At 61.2% G+C, this 16,251-nt stretch carries 17 protein-coding genes; 7 read left to right on the top strand and 10 right to left on the bottom strand.

Translation table 11 applies throughout. From position 1 onward, the window contains the following. Positions 1–154: 154 nt before the first annotated feature. The 9 genes from NKI38_RS17900 to NKI38_RS17860 form a co-directional block, all read right to left on the bottom strand. Positions 155–1,174 carry a type II secretion system F family protein gene (locus tag NKI38_RS17900; protein ID WP_352659547.1) on the bottom strand — a complete coding sequence of 340 codons (1,020 nt, stop codon included), beginning with the start codon at positions 1,172–1,174 and terminating at the stop codon, positions 155–157. Between the two features lie 9 nt (positions 1,175–1,183). After that, entirely contained in the window at positions 1,184–2,197 is a 1,014-nt protein-coding gene (locus NKI38_RS17895; RefSeq protein WP_352659546.1) for a type II secretion system F family protein, read from the bottom strand. A gap of 29 nt (positions 2,198–2,226) precedes the next feature. Next, positions 2,227–3,729, bottom strand: coding sequence for a TadA family conjugal transfer-associated ATPase (locus NKI38_RS17890; protein ID WP_352659545.1), 1,503 nt, complete (start codon positions 3,727–3,729; stop codon positions 2,227–2,229). A gap of 29 nt (positions 3,730–3,758) precedes the next feature. After that, positions 3,759–5,042 (bottom strand): CpaE/TadZ family protein, encoded by a 1,284-nt coding sequence (locus NKI38_RS17885; protein ID WP_352659544.1) that lies wholly within the window; start codon positions 5,040–5,042, stop codon positions 3,759–3,761. Positions 5,043–5,067: 25 nt separating this feature from the next. Continuing rightward, entirely contained in the window at positions 5,068–5,802 is a 735-nt protein-coding gene (locus NKI38_RS17880) for a CpaD family pilus assembly protein (protein WP_352659543.1), read from the bottom strand. A gap of 14 nt (positions 5,803–5,816) precedes the next feature. Next, on the bottom strand, positions 5,817–7,337 hold the full coding sequence (locus NKI38_RS17875) for a type II and III secretion system protein family protein (RefSeq protein ID WP_352659542.1): 1,521 nt from the start codon (positions 7,335–7,337) through the stop codon (positions 5,817–5,819). Continuing rightward, positions 7,334–8,146 (bottom strand): Flp pilus assembly protein CpaB, encoded by an 813-nt coding sequence (cpaB, locus tag NKI38_RS17870; RefSeq protein ID WP_352659541.1) that lies wholly within the window; start codon positions 8,144–8,146, stop codon positions 7,334–7,336. Before cpaB ends, NKI38_RS17875 begins: the two co-directional genes overlap by 4 nt. Before the next feature lie 211 nt (positions 8,147–8,357). Further along, on the bottom strand, positions 8,358–8,876 hold the full coding sequence (locus tag NKI38_RS17865) for an A24 family peptidase (protein ID WP_352659550.1): 519 nt from the start codon (positions 8,874–8,876) through the stop codon (positions 8,358–8,360). Between the two features lie 171 nt (positions 8,877–9,047). Then, positions 9,048–9,230 carry a Flp family type IVb pilin gene (locus NKI38_RS17860; RefSeq protein WP_292453866.1) on the bottom strand — a complete coding sequence of 61 codons (183 nt, stop codon included), beginning with the start codon at positions 9,228–9,230 and terminating at the stop codon, positions 9,048–9,050. Positions 9,231–9,564: 334 nt separating this feature from the next. Between NKI38_RS17860 and NKI38_RS17855 the strand changes: the two genes are divergently transcribed. From NKI38_RS17855 to NKI38_RS17845, 3 genes are all read left to right on the top strand, one after another. Next, on the top strand, positions 9,565–9,987 hold the full coding sequence (locus tag NKI38_RS17855) for a pilus assembly protein N-terminal domain-containing protein (RefSeq protein WP_352659540.1): 423 nt from the start codon (positions 9,565–9,567) through the stop codon (positions 9,985–9,987). 138 nt (positions 9,988–10,125) lie between these two features. Then, on the top strand, positions 10,126–10,707 hold the full coding sequence (locus NKI38_RS17850; protein ID WP_352659539.1) for a TadE/TadG family type IV pilus assembly protein: 582 nt from the start codon (positions 10,126–10,128) through the stop codon (positions 10,705–10,707). Between the two features lie 45 nt (positions 10,708–10,752). Beyond that, complete coding sequence (locus tag NKI38_RS17845) at positions 10,753–11,370, top strand: TadE/TadG family type IV pilus assembly protein (RefSeq protein ID WP_352659549.1); 618 nt, start codon at positions 10,753–10,755, stop codon at positions 11,368–11,370. Between the two features lie 98 nt (positions 11,371–11,468). Here the strand turns inward: NKI38_RS17845 and NKI38_RS17840 are convergent, their stop codons facing one another. Then, entirely contained in the window at positions 11,469–12,389 is a 921-nt protein-coding gene (locus NKI38_RS17840) for a phosphate/phosphite/phosphonate ABC transporter substrate-binding protein (protein WP_352659538.1), read from the bottom strand. A 208-nt stretch (positions 12,390–12,597) separates the two neighbouring features. Here NKI38_RS17840 and NKI38_RS17835 point away from each other — a divergent pair, with 208 nt between their 5' ends. The 4 genes from NKI38_RS17835 to rpsT all read left to right on the top strand — a co-directional run bounded on the left by NKI38_RS17835 (position 12,598) and on the right by rpsT (position 15,976). Next, the gene (locus tag NKI38_RS17835) at positions 12,598–13,839 is read left to right on the top strand and encodes a phosphopentomutase (RefSeq protein WP_352659537.1); all 1,242 of its coding nucleotides are present in this window, start codon (positions 12,598–12,600) and stop codon (positions 13,837–13,839) included. Beyond that, positions 13,832–14,722, top strand: a complete 891-nt coding sequence (mutM, locus tag NKI38_RS17830) for a bifunctional DNA-formamidopyrimidine glycosylase/DNA-(apurinic or apyrimidinic site) lyase (RefSeq protein ID WP_352659536.1) — start codon at positions 13,832–13,834, stop codon at positions 14,720–14,722. Before NKI38_RS17835 ends, mutM begins: the two co-directional genes overlap by 8 nt. Before the next feature lie 31 nt (positions 14,723–14,753). Then, positions 14,754–15,527, top strand: a complete 774-nt coding sequence (locus NKI38_RS17825) for an enoyl-CoA hydratase (protein WP_352659535.1) — start codon at positions 14,754–14,756, stop codon at positions 15,525–15,527. A gap of 182 nt (positions 15,528–15,709) precedes the next feature. After that, the gene (rpsT, locus tag NKI38_RS17820) at positions 15,710–15,976 is read left to right on the top strand and encodes a 30S ribosomal protein S20 (RefSeq protein WP_013533694.1); all 267 of its coding nucleotides are present in this window, start codon (positions 15,710–15,712) and stop codon (positions 15,974–15,976) included. Positions 15,977–16,251: the final 275 nt, after the last annotated feature.

Genomic DNA, 16,251 nt, shown 5'->3' with positions numbered 1-16,251 from the left:
CGTTTTTAAACACCACCCCCCCCCCCCAACAACACCACACACAACACCACCCCCCCCCCCCACACGCCAGCCCCCACCCCCCCCCCCCCATACCCCCCCCCCCCCCCCCCCCGCCCCCCCCGCTTCTTCATGTCGTACAGGGATTTCCTCGCCGCTACTGGCTTGCTGCCGGTGCCGGATGGTCTCCGAAGATACCGCGCTGGCTGACCTGAATGCCGGCGGGGCCCAGAATGATGGCGAAAAGCACCGGCAGGAAAAACAGGATCATCGGCACGGTGAGCTTTGGCGGCAAGGCGGCGGCCTTCTTCTCGGCCGCATTCATGCGCATGTCGCGGCTTTCGGCGGCAAGCACGCGCAGTGCATGCGCCACCGGCGTGCCGTAGCGCTCCGCCTGGACGAGTGCCTGCGACACCGACTTGACCGAATCCAGGCCGGTGCGGCTTGCCAGGTTCTCGTAGGCCTGCTTGCGCTCCGGCAGATAGGAAAGCTCGGCGTTGGTGAGGATGAATTCTTCCGCCAGCGCTACCGATTGCGCGCCGATCTCGTCGGCAACCTTGCGGAGTGCTGCTTCCACCGACATGCCCGATTCGACGCAGATCAGCATCAGATCGAGCCCATCCGGCCATGCCATCTGGATCGACTGCTTGCGCTTGGTGGCGCGGTTGTTGACATAGACGACCGGTGCGTAGAAGCCGCCATATGCAACGAGGATGCAGACGAACAGCCTGATCACCAATGGCTTGTCGGGCAACCCTCCGAGCACGAAGATGTAGATTGCGGCCAGCGCGAAGCCGACAAAGGGAAGCACGAGGCGAAAGAAAAGAAAACGCGTCAGCGGATTCTGGCCGCGAAACCCGGCCACCTTGAGTTTCTGCAACGTGCCCTCATCGGCGAGCGCGCGCCTCAGATCCAGCCGGTCGACAATGTTGCGCATGCCAACCGACTGTTCCTCGCGCAGACCCTTGCGACGGCGATCCGCCTCGACGGCAAGCCGGGCGCGCTGTTTGGCACGCAGTTCGTCGCGTTCCAGCGCAACGGTTTTCATGCGTGACTTGAGCTGGTTTCCGCCAAACGCCGGCAGCAAGGTGAAGACGGTCGCAAACACCGCTATTGCGACCAGCAGCGCGATCAGGAAGCTCGGATCCGTCAGGGTTTTGATGACTTGCTCGGTCATGCCAGCATCCTAGACTTCGAAGTTCATCATCTTGCGCATAACCAGGATGCCGATCGACATCCAGACCGCCGAGCAACCAAGGATCAGATTTCCGACGCTGGTGGTGAAAAGCGGCATCAGATAGGCCGGGCTCGACAAATAGACGAGAAAGGCGACGATGAAGGGCAGCGCACCGATGATCGCGGCGGACGCCTTCGCTTCCATCGACAGCGCCGCGACCTTGGCTTTCATCTTCTTGCGATCGCGAAGCACGCGCGAAAGATTGCCCAGTGCCTCGGAGAGATTGCCGCCGGCCTGCGACTGAATCTGGATGACGATGCCGAAGAAGCTTGCCTCCGTGCAAGGCATGGTTTCGGGCATGCGCAAGGTCGCATCGGGGATCGAGAGGCCCATCTGCTGCGAATCGACGATGCGACGAAACTCGGTCTTCACTGGCTCGGGCGATTCGTTGGCGATCAGGCGTACGGCATCGTTCAGCGGCAGGCCGGATTTGACCGCACGCACGATGATGTCGAGCGCGTTTGGAAATTCGTTGAGGAACGCCTTGACCCGGCGGGCGCGACGGAACGAGACGAACCAGCGCGGCAGGCCCAACGCCCCGGCCAGCAGCACACCCGGCAAGGCGAGCATCGGCGCTCCGCCCACAAAGGCGGCCATCGTCAAAACGAGGCCGCATACGGCGGAATATATATAGAAGCGCTCGATGGTGGTCTTCAGGCCGGCCTGACGGAGTTGGGCTTTCAGTGGCGGCTTCTTGACGGCGCTGTCCTTGGTTCTCTGCTTTGCGTCGAGTTCGTTGAGCGAGTCCTGAACTGACTTGCGCCGCTTGGTGGCTTCCGCCACGCGGTCGCGCGAAGCCTTGACGACCGAGCGATCCGTCTCGGCGGTCCTGATCGTTTCGAGCCGCTTGCCGACCTGTTTCTCGTTGCTGATCCGGGTGAACAGAAATGCATAGGCGACGGCGCCGGCGCTGAAGCCGGCGAGCACGACAAACGCCAGTACTGTGCCGTCAATTCCAAACATTGGCCCGAACCCTTACGCCCCAGGATGCGTCAGTCAGCGCGTTTCTCCATCGCCTCGAGCGCTATGGCGAGGCGCTGCTCCTCGCCATAGTAGCGGGCCCGCTCCCAGAAATGCGGACGACCGATGCCGGTCGATACGTGCTCTCCCAGCAGCCTGCCATTGGCGTCCTCGCCCTTGATGTTGTAGAGGACGATATCCTGCGTGATGATGACATCGCCCTCCATCCCGATCACCTCGGTGATGTGGGTGATGCGGCGCGATCCATCGCGCAGACGCGCCGCCTGGATGATCACGTCGATGGAGCCGACGACGATTTCGCGCACTGTCTTCTGCGGCAGCGAATAACCGCCCATGGCGATCATGGATTCGATACGGTTCAGGCATTCGCGCGGACTGTTCGAGTGGATCGTTCCCATTGAGCCGTCATGGCCGGTGTTCATCGCCTGCAGAAGATCGAACACTTCGGGTCCGCGCACTTCGCCGACGATGATGCGCTCGGGCCGCATGCGCAGACAGTTCTTGACCAGGTCGCGCATCGTCACCTCACCCTCGCCCTCCAGATTGGGCGGACGGGTTTCAAGGCGCACGACATGCGGCTGCTGCAATTGCAGCTCCGCCGAGTCCTCGCAGGTGATGACGCGCTCCTCGCGGTCGATGTAGTTGGTCAGGCAGTTGAGCAGCGTCGTCTTGCCAGAGCCAGTACCGCCCGAGATGACGATGTTGCAGCGAACACGACTGATGATCTTGAGAACTTCGGCGCCCTGCGGTGAGATGGCGCCGAACTTGACCAGCTGATCGAGCGTCAGCTTGTCCTTCTTGAATTTGCGGATGGTGAGCGTGGCGCCGTCGATGGAGAGCGGCGGCGCGATGACGTTGACGCGGGAGCCGTCGGGAAGGCGCGCGTCGCAGATCGGGCTGGATTCGTCGACACGGCGGCCAACCTGGCTGACGATGCGCTGGCAGATGTTGAGGAGCTGCTGGTTGTCGCGGAAGCGGATGCCAGTCTGTTCGACCTTGCCGTTGACTTCGATGTAGACGTTCCTGGAGCCATTGACCATGATGTCGGCGATGTCGTCGCGTGCGAGCAGCGGCTCGAGCGGCCCATAGCCGAGCACATCGTTGCAGATGTCCTCGAGCAGCTCTTCCTGCTCGGCGATCGTCATCGCGAAATTCTTGATCGCGATGATGTCGTTGACGATGTCGCGGATTTCCTCGCGCGCGCTTTCAGGATCAAGCTTGGAAAGCTGCGACAGATCGATGGTGTCGATGAGCGCGGAAAAAACCTGGCTCTTGGTGTCGTAGTACGTTTCGCTCTTTTCGCGCTGTACCCGCTTTGGTTCAGGCGCCAATGGCGGTGCCTCGACCGCACGGCGCACCGGCGGCGCGACAGGTGCGCTTAGCGCAGCCGCGGGCCGGGCCAGAACCGCCGTGTCCGCGGAATTTGCAGCCGGCGGCGCAACAGGCGCCGGTGCCGGCTGGCGAAATTCCGGCGTGAACCGGTTGCCGTCGTCGTTGCCTCTTTTACCAAACATGATCGACTACCGATTCCACTGCTGAAGCGTCACTTCTTGTTGCGCGAGAGCTTGCCGAGCAGGTTGCCGAGCCCGGCCTTCTTCTTGACCTTGATTTCGCTGCGCCCGGTCAGCACATGCGCCATTTCGTTGATTATCGCGACAACCGGGTTCTTGGCATCCATTTCGCCGAGCATGCGTCCGTTGTTGGCGGCATTGCCGAACAGCAACGGATCAAAACCAATGACCGACATCGGTGACAGGCCGAGCGGCTCGGCGAAATCGGAAGGCGAAATCTCCGGGCGCTTCGGGACGCCGGCCTGGTTGATGATCAGCTTCGGCGGCGGGTCGTTGGGACGAAGCCGTTTGAGCATGTCGACGAGGTTCTTGGTGTTGCGCAGATTGGCCAGCTCCGGTGTCGCCGTGATGACGACCTCGTCGGCCTTGACCAGGGTGTTCTTGGTCCAGCCCGTCCAGGCATGGGGAACATCGAGCACCAAAAGCGGCACGCTGCGCTGAGCGGTGTCGATGAGCTGCGCGAAGGCCTCGGGATCGAAATCATAGACCCGTTCGAGCGTCGAAGGCGCTGCCAGCAGCGACAAATGCTCGGCGCACTGGGTCAACAACCGATCAAGATAGACTTCATCGATGCGCTCCGGTGAAAACACCGCCTCGGCGATGCCTTGCGCCGGATCCTGGTCGAAATTGATGTTGGCTGTGCCGAAAGCCAGATCGAGATCGGCGACGACCACTTCGGATTTGAACAGGGAGGACATCGCCCAAGCCACATTGTGGGCAATCGTCGAGGAGCCGACACCACCCTTGGCGCCGACAAAAGCGATCGAGCGGCCGAGCGGCTCGGCTTCCGGATCGATGAAAATCGACGACACCACGCTGACGATGTCGGCCATCGACACCGGTGCGATCACATATTCGGAAATGCCGTTGCGGATGAGTTCGCGGTAGAGACCGACATCATTGTAATGACCGATCACCACCACCCTGGAAGTCGGATCGCAATATTCCGAGAGTTGGGCGAGTTGCTCCAGCAATTGCTTCGGCTCGCTGCGCGATTCCAGCAGGATCAGGTTGGGCGTTGGCGCCGATTGGTAGAATTCGATGGCGGTGGGGACGCCACCCATATGGACCTTGAGATGCGCCTTCGTCATACGGCGGTCCTCGCCGGCGCGCTCGACCGGATTGGCAACGCCCTCGGTCTCGCAAAATGCCTGGATCGAGATGCGCGGGATAGGCCGCAACGCCTGCATCGCGGCGATATCCTGTTGCGAGGTATCGCTGCCGTCCACAGGAGTGTCGTAGGCCAGATTATTCATGTCCGTGTGCTCCGAACTACGATCGTTAGTAGCTGACTTCGCCTTCTGCTTCCCAATCAAAGAAGGGTTGATTTCGATACCCGTCTATGACTTTTCCACGCTGCTCGGCGTCGATAGGTGCCTGCTTGCGCGGTCCCAGCAGGTCGGCTGGATTGGCCATCTGGGCGGCAAGGTTGTTCTGATACGAGCAGCCGAAATCAGCGTAGTGCTTGTTTTCCGAGGTCTGCAGCAGATCTTCGGGCCAGCGTCCGCATTTATCGGTCTGGGCTTTCACCGAGATGTAGGCAACGCGAATCGGGGCCGAGGCTTCGGCGGAAGCGGACTGATAGGAGGTCATGACGATCCGGTTGCGCTTGATGCCGCTGGCAACCGCCAGCCTGGCGAAATCGCGCCCTGCAGCGGCCGCCGCGATCTCGTTGGCCGAACCGACCGGGATAGCGATCGTCAGCGCCGGGGCGGCGCTCCTGTCGTAGCCGTCGAGGAAGCCCGAAAGCGTGTCACGCTGAGAGCCGGTCATGCCGCGATCGCCAGCGCCCACCGGCAAGTCTATCTTCTGATTCTTCTCCGCGATCATGATCGGATGGTTGGTGCGATAGTCATCCGGGATGGCGCCGACCGTGATGCTGTCGCGCTGGGCGCAGCCGGCGAGCAGCGCCACAACCGCGACCGCCAGGACCGGAACGGCTCGCCGGCAGACCTGCGAACGGCCGAAGCGCATCGTCGCGGCGATGGTGCTTGCCTTCAATGCTGACTGAGACATGTCTGCTTCCCCGCTTACTTGTAGATGAAGCCGACAACGCCGTGGTAACGGCCGTTGGGCTTGTCGGTCTGCATGGTGCCGTAGACGCGATTGACGCGGCCAAGGAACATGCCGGCGCCATCGCTGGGGGCGTTGAAATTGTCGTCCGGCTTGGCAAGGTCGTTGCGCGCCACCGGCTTCACCAGATAGGGCGTGATGATGATGACGAGTTCGGTCTCGTTGCGCACGAAGTCCCTGCTGCGGAAAAGCGCGCCGAGCACCGGTATCTTTGTCAGCCCAGGCAAGCCGTTCACGGCCTGCCTGACATCGTCGCGAACCAGGCCGGCGATCATCATGGAGCCCCCTGAGGGCAATTCCACCGTCGTATCGGCAAGGCGCTTGCGCAGCGACAGGACGTTCGTGCCGATACTCTGATTGTCCGTGGATGCCGACACTGACCCCTCGGTCGTCGGTTCGGAAACCGAGGTTCTGACTTTCAGGCTTATGCGGCCGGGAGACAACACCACCGGCTGGAATTCCAGGCCGATGCCGTACTCGATCTTTTCAACGCTGTAGGTCTTCAGGCCGGTCTGGTTGTCTTGCGATACGTTCGCGGAGACGCCGGTCACCATATTGTATTCACCACCGACCCTGAAGGTCGCCTTCTCACCGGAGACGGCGGTCAAGGTCGGCTCAGCCAGGGTCTTCATGACCCCGGACTGCTCCATGGCGTTGACATAGGCCTGCAGCCCCGAGGCGGCGATATTGAAGCCCGCATTCGACAGCGGCTTGCCGAGACCCATGAAAGGGTCACTGAGCGCGCCGTAGCTGATGCCGTTGCTGCCGCCGCTGCCGACCATGTTGACGCCGAGCTGCTTCATCACCGAACGGCTGACTTCGGCGACCGTCACCTTGAGCGTGACCTGATCGTCGCCGATGATCTGAAGCAGGTTGACGATCTTGCTGGTGCGGCGCTCCTGGTCCGGGTTGTCGATGTCGACACCGCTCTGGGCCGAACCGCCGGCCGCGGTTTGCGAATATTGTCCCGTCGTCGCTTCACCACCCGAGACGAAGATCGTCGCCAGGTCAACCGCGCGTTTTGCGTCCAGTGGCGTGTCGACCGTTCCGGTCAGGATGACGTTGTCATTCAGCAGTTCGACCTTGATGGCCGACGTCGGCAGAAAGCGTTTGATGTAGTCTTCAAGGCCGGCAACGTCACGTTCGACGGCCAGATCCAGGCTGACGATCTGCTCGCCATTCGGACCGAAGACAAAGATGTTCGTCTCGCCGACCGCCTTGCCGAACAGGTAGATGCGCCTTGCGGTGCGGGTCACCGCATCGGCCACCGCCGGGTTGGCGACGAGAATATCATAGGCATCGCTCGGCAGGTCGATAACCACCGACTTGTTGAGACCGAGCTTGACACGCTGGGTGGCCGTCGAAGCCGTGACCTGCGCGTTCTTTGCCTCGACAACGCTGCCTTGCACATTCGTTCCGACGAGCAGCAGGCCGAATGCCGCGGCTGCGATTGCCGGCAGTTTACCACTTAGCCTCATTTCCTTGCCCCTACTTCGGAAACTTCGCCCGACTTGATCAGCCTCACCGTTCCCCTGCGGCCATTGCCGGAAACGAGATAATCGGCCTCACCCAGATTCTTTTCCTGCGTGTCCGCGACTGCCCGCAGCGCCAGGGTCAAGCGATCGGCCATTTGTTGGGCGACAGTGATGATCTCCGCCTGCTTGGGCGTCAGTTCCAGCGTGGCGGTCTGGCCCACCCTGGTTTTCTTGCCTTCCTCGTCCTCCTGAATGGTCTGGTCGATGGCCAGGACGCGGATGTTCTTGAGGATGGTCTCAGTGTTGAAGCCGGCGCCAGCGGCGCTGGCATCGGCCCTGCGGGTCATGATGACATCGACGAAATCGTTCGGAAGAATGAAGCCGCCGGCCGACGTGTCGGCCGAAATAGCCGTGGCGACCGCCCGCATGCCGGAAGGCAGGATCGACGACATGAAGCTTTGCCCCTCGCCGATCAGCTTGGAACGCCGCAGAGGCTCTCCGGCATACATCGCCACACGGGCAACGGAACTTTTCAGCTTGTCCAGCGCCTCCGGCTCGGCGGTGCGGGTGATGAAATTCGCATTGACGCCGTTGGCGGGCCAGGATTGCCAGGCGATGTTGCTTTCGAGCGGGTTGCCCATCGGAACGTCGCCCGAAAGCACAAGCACATCCTGCAGAGCCACCACAGGGGCCTGAGGGCCGGATTCGACGACGACCTGGGGCGGCGGTGCCACCATGTTTTTCGCGACATAGCCCGCGCCACCCGCCGCGGCCACCGCCACACTCAGAATTATCAATCGCGATGCTGGCATCTGTCCGAACCCCTGCCCTGGCAAACCACGTAGCCAAGCCGGACTTTGCAGCGGCAATCGTCAAAACAAGGTTAATGTAATACTTACGATCGTGATTAATTTAAGGTTTACATAAATTAGCCGGAATGTGGTCTGGCCGGCCGAAATGGCCGGGCCGGCCTGTTGAGAACCAGTTGCGGCAATGCTGACAGACAACGAAATTAAATCGCGCTCAGGCCGCCAGCCTGGTGAGTGCCCATACCATCAAAGGCGAATCTGGATAGGTCAGCAACCCACCAAGGCCGAGCGCGACGCCGTAGGGAACACCCTTTGCCTCATCGGCGAAATGGCGCAGAAATGGATTCTGGCCGGTAACGGCCGCAAGCAGTGACTTCCGGTAGATGATGATCGCTAGCGTCAGCAGGCCACCGATGATTGTCGAGGCGACAAGATACTCGACGAGATTGACGTTGAGACCCATCCACATCGCGGTGGCGGCCAGAAGCTTGGCGTCGCCGCCGCCCATGCCGCCCAACGCAAACAGGCCGAACGTCACGGCCAGCACAAGGGCGCCGGCGGCGAAATGTCCACCATAGGCCGCCCATTCCATACCTGTCAGCGGCGCAACCAGCGCGAAAACAACGACGAGTAGCACCGGCACGCGATTGGCGATCGTCATCGACAGCATGTCGGAGATCGCGGCAAACAGCATGCAGAACGGAAAAACGACGAAGATCAGGGCTTCAAGCATCGGCGCCATGCCTATTGTCCGATTTCACGGGGCTCAATCTAGGTATGTTCGATTAACGATTGATGAGGCCTGGACCGAAAAGACGACTATATTGGTAGCGGCATGAAAAAAGGGCCGCCACGTGGCGGCCCCTTTCCAGAACGCAATCCAAATGCTCGGCGATAAGGCCGATCAGCTGCCGCTCGGCGCGCCGTTCAAGGTGGTTCCGATGTTGGTGAACTTAGCATTGAGCGCATTGCCGAGCGTGCCGGCACCAGTGATGATGGCGAGCGCGATGAGAGCGGCGATCAGACCATATTCGATAGCGGTCGCGCCGGATTCGTCCTTCACAAAACGTGCGATGAGATTAGACATTCGAGAGCTCCTACTCCACGTGTTACAGCACTTCCGTCAACTTCTGTGATGGTTGATCGGATGCTGCCAATCTAGGGAGAAGCTCTTTCGATCGGCTTAATAAACAGCCTTACCGATTCCTTTCCCGGTTCGAACACATTGCGTGGTTAACTTCGGGCTAAAGTACCGCCAAACCTTCCAGATCAGGGTTTGCTAGGCTTGCGACGCCGGCCGGACTGCGTCTCGCGGGCGGCCTTGTCAGCCATTGAAATATTGGCAACACCGCGCGCTTAACCGTTGGTTCACCAATCTCGTTCATGTTCCGTTGATCAGTCTGCCTGCGTGGAGCGCCTCGATGGCCCAGCCGAGATCGTCAATCCTGAGTGCCGCGCTTCTTGCCGCCACGATCTTCGTCGCGCCCGCCATGGCCGGCGCCGGCATCGAGGTCACGATGAACCAGGCCAAGATCGTCAAACTGTCGCGTCCCGCGGACACGATCGTGGTCGGCAACCCGGCAATCGCCGACGCATCCGTGCAGGACGCCTCGACGATCGTGCTGACCGGCAAAGGTTTCGGCGTCACCAATCTGGTCGTGCTCGACACCGACGGCAGCCCCATCGTCGACGAGCAGGTTACCGTCGTGCGGCAGGCCGCCTCGTCCGTGCGTATCTATCGGCGAGCCGAAATCCAGACGATGTCCTGCACGCCTTATTGCGAAAGCTCCTACAAGAGCGATGCGGAGAAATCCTCCGAAGCGGAGATGAGCGTCGCCCGGTAGGATGGTGTAGCCGAATGCCGTTCAGGTTATCGGCTGGTTAAAACGCCAACGCCGACTTTAACGGTCATTCAAACCGGACCTCAATTGGTTTGCGCTAATGCTCCTTCCGAGACCGCATAGAGATCGGCAGGATCATACATGAGCAAGGAATTCGGCTCCGCAAGCGAACACAAGGCGAGACGCCCAAGGTTTTTCGCCCGTTTTCTTCGCGACCGGCGCGGCGCCACGGCAATCGAATTCGCGATCCTTTCAGTCCCCTTCGCGCTGCTTGTCTTTGCCATTCTGGAAAGCTGTATCTCGTTTGCCGCGCAGGAAGTGATGGCCAACATCACCGACGATGTCGCGCGCCAGTTGCGCACCGGCCAGTTAAAGGCGGCCACCGTCACTGAAGACGGGTTGAAGACCACGATCTGCAACAAACTGCAGATCATCGTCGCCCAGGATTGCAAGCTTCAGCTGCTGGTGGACCTTCGCCAATATGCGACATTCGCCGACGCGGCCTTGGCCGGCTTCAAGATCAAGGACAACGATGTCAAGCTGACGAACGGCACCACCGAGCAGAACTTTGTCGTTACGGCGGGTGCGGCGGAGTCGCGGAACATGCTTCGGGTCTTTTACAAATGGCCCATCATGACCGACCTGTTGGCCAAGTCGATGGGCGGTAACAAGACTCTGCATTTCGCATCGGTAACCTGGCAGAACGAGCCGTTCGACAACTAGTTCGAGGCGGATGCACGAGCAGCAAAAAGAAAAAGGGCAATGGGCATGATGCGTGCGGGGGCACATCTTAGGACTACAGGAGTTTGGTGGAGGGCAAGTCGATTCTGGTCCGATCGCCGTGGCATCGCGGCGGTCGAATTCGCTTTGATCATGCCTATTCTGCTGATCATGTATTTCCTGACAATGGAGGCGTCACAGGCCATCGAGACAAGCAAGAAGGTCAGTCGTATCGGCAGCATGGTGGCTGATCTCGTCACCCAGCAGACAAGTGTCGTCAAAGCCGACATCGACGGCATCATGAAGATCGGCTCTGTCACCCTTCAACCCTACAACCGCTCGAGCCCGAGCATCACCATAACGGCAATCCAGGTCTCGGCCGACGGGACGAAGGCATTGGTGGTATGGTCACGCAAGTTGGTCGCAGGCGTCGCCAGCCCCGGCGCCGCCGCGACCACGGAGACCACGGTTCCAGCATCGCTCAAGGTCGCCAACACCTTCCTCGTCCGCGCCGAAAGCAATCTTGGCTACATCCCGGTCATCGCCTGGACGGCGAGCGACCAGCAGAAGCTCGGACTGACCTCGGCTTTCAGCAACATAACGATGAGCGAAACCTATTATCTGCGTCCCCGCAGAAGCGTGGCGGTTACTTGCGGCGACTGTTGAACGGGGATGGCCGGGCAGTTTGCAGAACCGCTCCGGCTCTTAATCCCACGCGATTGCAGGTGAGAAGCCGTTACGCAGATTTTCCGGTTTGGAATGCGCTACTGCTGCTGACCACTGCCCGAGACGAAGCGCACGATAGAAGCCGCCATCTCGTAGTCTTTCGGCGCGACGATAGCGAAGCCGCCGGAATGCTTCGATTCCAGGAGGTCGTAGATATCAGGCGTGGTCGACTTGAGGTTGGTGAGGAACACGGTGAGCCGGCGCTTGGCTTCAGGGTCGAGATCGCTGCGCACCGCGTGGGGGCCATATCTCAGCAGACCCGACGCCCATACGACCCGAAGTGCCGCCGCCGAAAGCCCTGCCGCTTCAAGCCTTGCCTGCGTACCCGATGCTTCCCGCTGGCCGTCGGCAGCGGCCGTCACCCAGCCGAACAGCCCATCGGCCTTGCCATCGACCAGCATCGTTTCGGCTGCCGCGGCCGAGTCGGCATAGACCAGAAACGGTGCGTCTTCCGCGACCTTGCGGCCTTCTTCAGCCAAGGCCGCCAATGGCAGGAGAGAACCGCCGACGCTGTCCAAAGGCGCCATGGCGATGCGATGGCTCTCCATCGCCGCCAGGTCGGGCAGCTTGCCGTCCCGCGTCAGCAGAACGGAGCGGATGCCGATCGCGCCGTCGGAATCGACCGGAGCCACAAGCGGCTCGATACATAAGCAGCGCTGCGAAGCCGTCGCATAGGCGGTCGCCGAATAGATCGCGTATTCGATGCGGGCATCGGCCTGCGCCTCGATCAGCGCGGCATAGTCACGCGCAACGACAAACTCGACCTTCATGCCCAAGGCCTTGGTGTAGGCGTCGGTCAACACGGCCAGCCCCGGAACGGTGTTGCCGGCGCCTGGCTCGGCAACGATGCCGATGCGAAAGGTGCCGATATCATCACGCCAGTCGGCATGCGCCGGATTGGACCAGAACGCGACCTGAACCAGCATGAGGGCAGCAGACGCCTTCAGCGCAACGCTCATGACAAAACCGCCGTCTGTTTTTCTAGACCCATGCCCATGTCCGTCGCATCGTTGCGACATGCCTTCTTGTTTGTGCATGTCGTTGCCCAAAACCGCTGCATCAGACGACGTCACTGGACTATCACGCCTAGCCGTTGCCGTTTGGTTTCCGAATTGCCAATGAAGTCGCGGAACCCTATGTCTGGTCGTTCAAACTGGCAACAACTCGATGGCGCGCGCTTTCCTCTTCGTTCTGGACTCCTTCGGCATCGGCGGCGCGGCCGACGCAGACCGCTACGGCGATGCCGGTGCCAACACATTCGCGCACATCACAGAAGCCTGTGCCGAAGGCCGCGCGGATCGCGAAGGGCTTCGCAGTGGACCGCTGTTTGTCCCCCACATGGCCTCACTCGGGCTTGGCAAGGCTGCCGAAACGGCGACCGGACTGGGCTTTGCCAGCAGCGGGCCGGATCTGCTTACCACTGCCTTCCACGGTGCCGCGCAGGAGGTTTCGAGTGGTAAGGACACGCCGTCGGGCCATTGGGAAATCGCCGGCCTGCCGGTGCGCCTGGACTGGGGCTATTTCCCGGATACGGTTCCCGCCTTTCCGGCTGAACTGACCGAGGCGATGATCCGCGAAGGCAAGGTGCCGGGCATTCTCGGCAATTGTCATGCGCCGGGCACCGAGATCATCGAGCGCTTCGGCGAGGAGCACATCCGCACCGGCAAGCCGATCTGCTACACGTCTGTCGACTCGGTCCTGCAGATAGCCGCGCATGAAGTCCATTTCGGCCTCGAGCGGCTCTATGAATTCTGCAAGGTGGTGCGCAGGCTGGTTGATCCGCTGAGGATCGGGCGGGTGATCGCGCGGCCGTTCGTCGGCGAAACCACCGCAACCTTCGAACGAACCTACAACCGTCATGACTACGCCGTGCCACCGCCGGAACCGACCCTGCTCGACCGGCTGACGGCGCGTGGCAGCCGTGTCATCGCTGTCGGCAAGATCGGCGACATCTTCGCCCACCGTGGAATCTCGGAAGTGCGCAAGGGCGCGGGCAACATGGCGATGTTCGACGAGGCGCTGGGCGCGATGGACGATGCCGGCGGCGGCGATCTCGTCTTCGCCAATTTCGTCGACTTCGACACCGAATTCGGTCATCGCCGCGACGTTGCAGGTTATGCTGCCGCGCTCGAGGCTTTCGACCGGCGGCTGCCGGAAGCATTTGCAAGGCTGCGGCAGGGAGATCTTCTCATCCTGACGGCCGATCACGGCAATGACCCGACCTGGCAAGGGACCGATCATACGCGCGAGCGCATTCCGGTGATCGGCACCGGACCGGGTTTCAAGGGCGGCGACATCGGGTTGAGAACGACATTCGCCGACATCGGCGAAACCGTGGCCGAGCATCTTGGGCTGGCGCACGGCCGTTACGGCACTTCTTTCTATACGGCGATTGGCGGTCATGCCTGAATTGCCGGAGGTCGAAACCGTCCGGCGCGGACTGCAGCCCGTTCTGGAAGGCGCCACCATCGCCCGTGTCGAGGCGCGCCGACCGGATTTGCGCTTTCCATTTCCCGAGAAATTCTCGCAGCGGCTAACCGGCAAGACGATCACGGCACTCGGCCGCCGGGCCAAATATCTGACGATGGACCTGGAAGGCGGTCCCGTGCTGATCTGCCATCTCGGCATGTCGGGCTCATTCCGCATCGAGACGGCGGACGGCAGCGGCATGCCCGGTATCTTCCAGCACGACCGCTCGAAGAGTTCCAATCACGACCATGTCGTCTTCCATGTCGTATCTCCGGCAGGCGCTCGATCCCGCGTGATCTTCAATGATCCGCGCCGCTTCGGCTTCATGTTGTTTGCGGAAGGGCCGCCGGACGTTCATCCAATGCTGGCCGGGCTCGGCGTCGAGCCAACGGGCAACACGTTGGACGGCGTGCTGCTTGCCTCGTTGATGAAAGGGCGGCGATCACCGCTGAAGGCAGCGCTTCTCGACCAGAGGCTGATCGCCGGGCTCGGCAACATCTATGTGTCGGAGGCGCTGTGGCGCGCCAGCCTGTCGCCGCTGCGTGAGGCGGGCACGATCGCCAAGCCCGGAAAGACAGCCAAGGCCCAAAGCGCACACCTCGCCGAAGCCATTCGCTCGGTGATATCAGATGCGATCGCGGCTGGCGGGTCCTCACTGCGGGACTATATGCAGACCGATGGGTCGCTGGGCTATTTCCAGCATTCCTTCGCCGTCTACGACCGTGAAGGAGAGGCCTGCTCGAAGCCCGGCTGCGGTGGCCACATCGAACGGATCGTGCAGAGCGGCCGATCGACCTTCTATTGCCGGACATGTCAGCGGTGAGTTAGACGAGCGCGAGCGAGGAGAAGCAGCCATGACCTATGAAACGATCGTCACCGAGACGCATGGCAAGGTCGGGCTGATCAGGCTGAACAGGCCGCAGGCGCTCAACGCGCTGAACTCGCAGGTCCTGACCGAAGTGGTCGCTGCCGTGAACGGTTTCAGCGCCGATGCCGGTATCGGCGCCATGGTCATCACCGGTTCCGAAAAAGCTTTCGCCGCCGGCGCCGACATCAAGGAGATGCAGTCGATCTCCTATGCGGACGCCTACGCCCAAGACTTCTTCGTCGGTTGGGAGGAGCTTACGCGGGCGCGAAAGCCTGTTATCGCCGCGGTAGCAGGCTATGCGCTCGGCGGCGGCTGCGAACTGGCGATGATGTGCGATTTCATCATCGCCGCCGATACGGCAAAGTTCGGCCAGCCCGAGATCACGCTCGGCGTCATTCCAGGCATGGGCGGGTCGCAACGGCTGACCCGCTTCGTCGGCAAGGCGAAGGCGATGGACATGTGCCTGACCGGGCGGATGATGGATGCCGCGGAAGCCGAGCGTTCGGGCCTGGTGTCGCGGGTCGTGCCTGCCGGCGACCTTGTCGAGGAGGCGCTGAAGGCGGCAGCCAAGATCGCCAGTTTCTCGCTGCCATCGGTGATGATGGCAAAGGAGGCTGTCAACCGCGCCTTTGAGACGACGCTTGCCGAGGGATTGCGATTCGAGCGCCGCCTGTTTCACTCGCTGTTTGCACTGGACGATCAGAAGGAAGGCATGGCGGCGTTCGCCGAGAAGCGGAAGCCGAATTTCACCAACCGCTGACGCCAATCCTTCGGCTACGAAGAAGAAGGCCGTTGGCCGCCAAAAAGAAAGCCAGGCAGCGTTGACGCGCCGGAAAAGCTGAACTATAAGCCGCACCAACCGAGGTGGCCCCGTGGCTGCCCGTTTGTTTTTTGCGCCCTGCGGCATCCCGCATGCGCCCACCAGATCAGAAGAGAGGCATCATGGCCAATACCTCCTCGGCCAAAAAGGCAACGCGCAAGATCGTACGCCGCGCAGCGATCAACAAGAACCGCCGCTCGCGCGTCCGCACCTATATCCGCCAGGTCGAAGAGGCACTTGCCTCCGGTGACAAGGCCGCCGCGCAGGCTGCCTTCAAGATCGCGGAGCCGGAATTGATGCGCGCCGCAACCAAGGGCGTGATCCACAAGAACACGGCGTCCCGCAAAGTGTCGCGACTGGCTCAGCGGGTCAAGGTTCTGTCGGCCTGACATCACGTCCCGAGACTGTCGTTCTTTCGAACCCGGCCGTTTGTGCCGGGTTTTTTCGTTTGCCGGCAAGCACTTAAAAAGAATGTCCGGAAACGGCGTCTTATGCGGATTTCACCATTAGGAATACTTTGCCGGCATATGCATGCCCGCTGCTGGTCGGCATGCTTGAAAAGGGCTGACTTGAAGATTCTTGGCTATCAGAAATAGTCCATATTTTTCAGATGCTTACAGGCGGTGATCCACAGCTTGTCCACATCGAGCCGGGGCGATGGGGG

Source organism: Mesorhizobium sp. M0621 (genome assembly GCF_040320745.1).
Classification (GTDB): domain Bacteria; phylum Pseudomonadota; class Alphaproteobacteria; order Rhizobiales; family Rhizobiaceae; genus Mesorhizobium.
This window is presented reverse-complemented; position numbering and strand designations above follow the sequence as displayed.

What these genes read in the sequence shown, in the direction of transcription:
- NKI38_RS17850 (WP_352659539.1), top strand. Translation starts at nt 10,126, where the DNA reads ATGAGCAAGGAATTCGGCTCCGCAAGCGAACACAAGGCGAGACGCCCA.
- NKI38_RS17840 (WP_352659538.1), bottom strand. Translation starts at nt 12,389, where the DNA reads ATGAGCGTTGCGCTGAAGGCGTCTGCTGCCCTCATGCTGGTTCAGGTC.
- NKI38_RS17885 (WP_352659544.1), bottom strand. Translation starts at nt 5,042, where the DNA reads ATGAATAATCTGGCCTACGACACTCCTGTGGACGGCAGCGATACCTCG.
- NKI38_RS17860 (WP_292453866.1), bottom strand. Translation starts at nt 9,230, where the DNA reads ATGTCTAATCTCATCGCACGTTTTGTGAAGGACGAATCCGGCGCGACC.
- rpsT (WP_013533694.1), top strand. Translation starts at nt 15,710, where the DNA reads ATGGCCAATACCTCCTCGGCCAAAAAGGCAACGCGCAAGATCGTACGC.
- NKI38_RS17835 (WP_352659537.1), top strand. Translation starts at nt 12,598, where the DNA reads ATGGCGCGCGCTTTCCTCTTCGTTCTGGACTCCTTCGGCATCGGCGGC.
- NKI38_RS17825 (WP_352659535.1), top strand. Translation starts at nt 14,754, where the DNA reads ATGACCTATGAAACGATCGTCACCGAGACGCATGGCAAGGTCGGGCTG.
- NKI38_RS17900 (WP_352659547.1), bottom strand. Translation starts at nt 1,174, where the DNA reads ATGACCGAGCAAGTCATCAAAACCCTGACGGATCCGAGCTTCCTGATC.
- NKI38_RS17880 (WP_352659543.1), bottom strand. Translation starts at nt 5,802, where the DNA reads ATGTCTCAGTCAGCATTGAAGGCAAGCACCATCGCCGCGACGATGCGC.
- NKI38_RS17895 (WP_352659546.1), bottom strand. Translation starts at nt 2,197, where the DNA reads ATGTTTGGAATTGACGGCACAGTACTGGCGTTTGTCGTGCTCGCCGGC.
- mutM (WP_352659536.1), top strand. Translation starts at nt 13,832, where the DNA reads ATGCCTGAATTGCCGGAGGTCGAAACCGTCCGGCGCGGACTGCAGCCC.
- NKI38_RS17890 (WP_352659545.1), bottom strand. Translation starts at nt 3,729, where the DNA reads ATGTTTGGTAAAAGAGGCAACGACGACGGCAACCGGTTCACGCCGGAA.
- NKI38_RS17855 (WP_352659540.1), top strand. Translation starts at nt 9,565, where the DNA reads ATGGCCCAGCCGAGATCGTCAATCCTGAGTGCCGCGCTTCTTGCCGCC.
- NKI38_RS17865 (WP_352659550.1), bottom strand. Translation starts at nt 8,876, where the DNA reads ATGCTTGAAGCCCTGATCTTCGTCGTTTTTCCGTTCTGCATGCTGTTT.
- NKI38_RS17875 (WP_352659542.1), bottom strand. Translation starts at nt 7,337, where the DNA reads ATGAGGCTAAGTGGTAAACTGCCGGCAATCGCAGCCGCGGCATTCGGC.
- NKI38_RS17845 (WP_352659549.1), top strand. Translation starts at nt 10,753, where the DNA reads ATGATGCGTGCGGGGGCACATCTTAGGACTACAGGAGTTTGGTGGAGG.
- cpaB (WP_352659541.1), bottom strand. Translation starts at nt 8,146, where the DNA reads ATGCCAGCATCGCGATTGATAATTCTGAGTGTGGCGGTGGCCGCGGCG.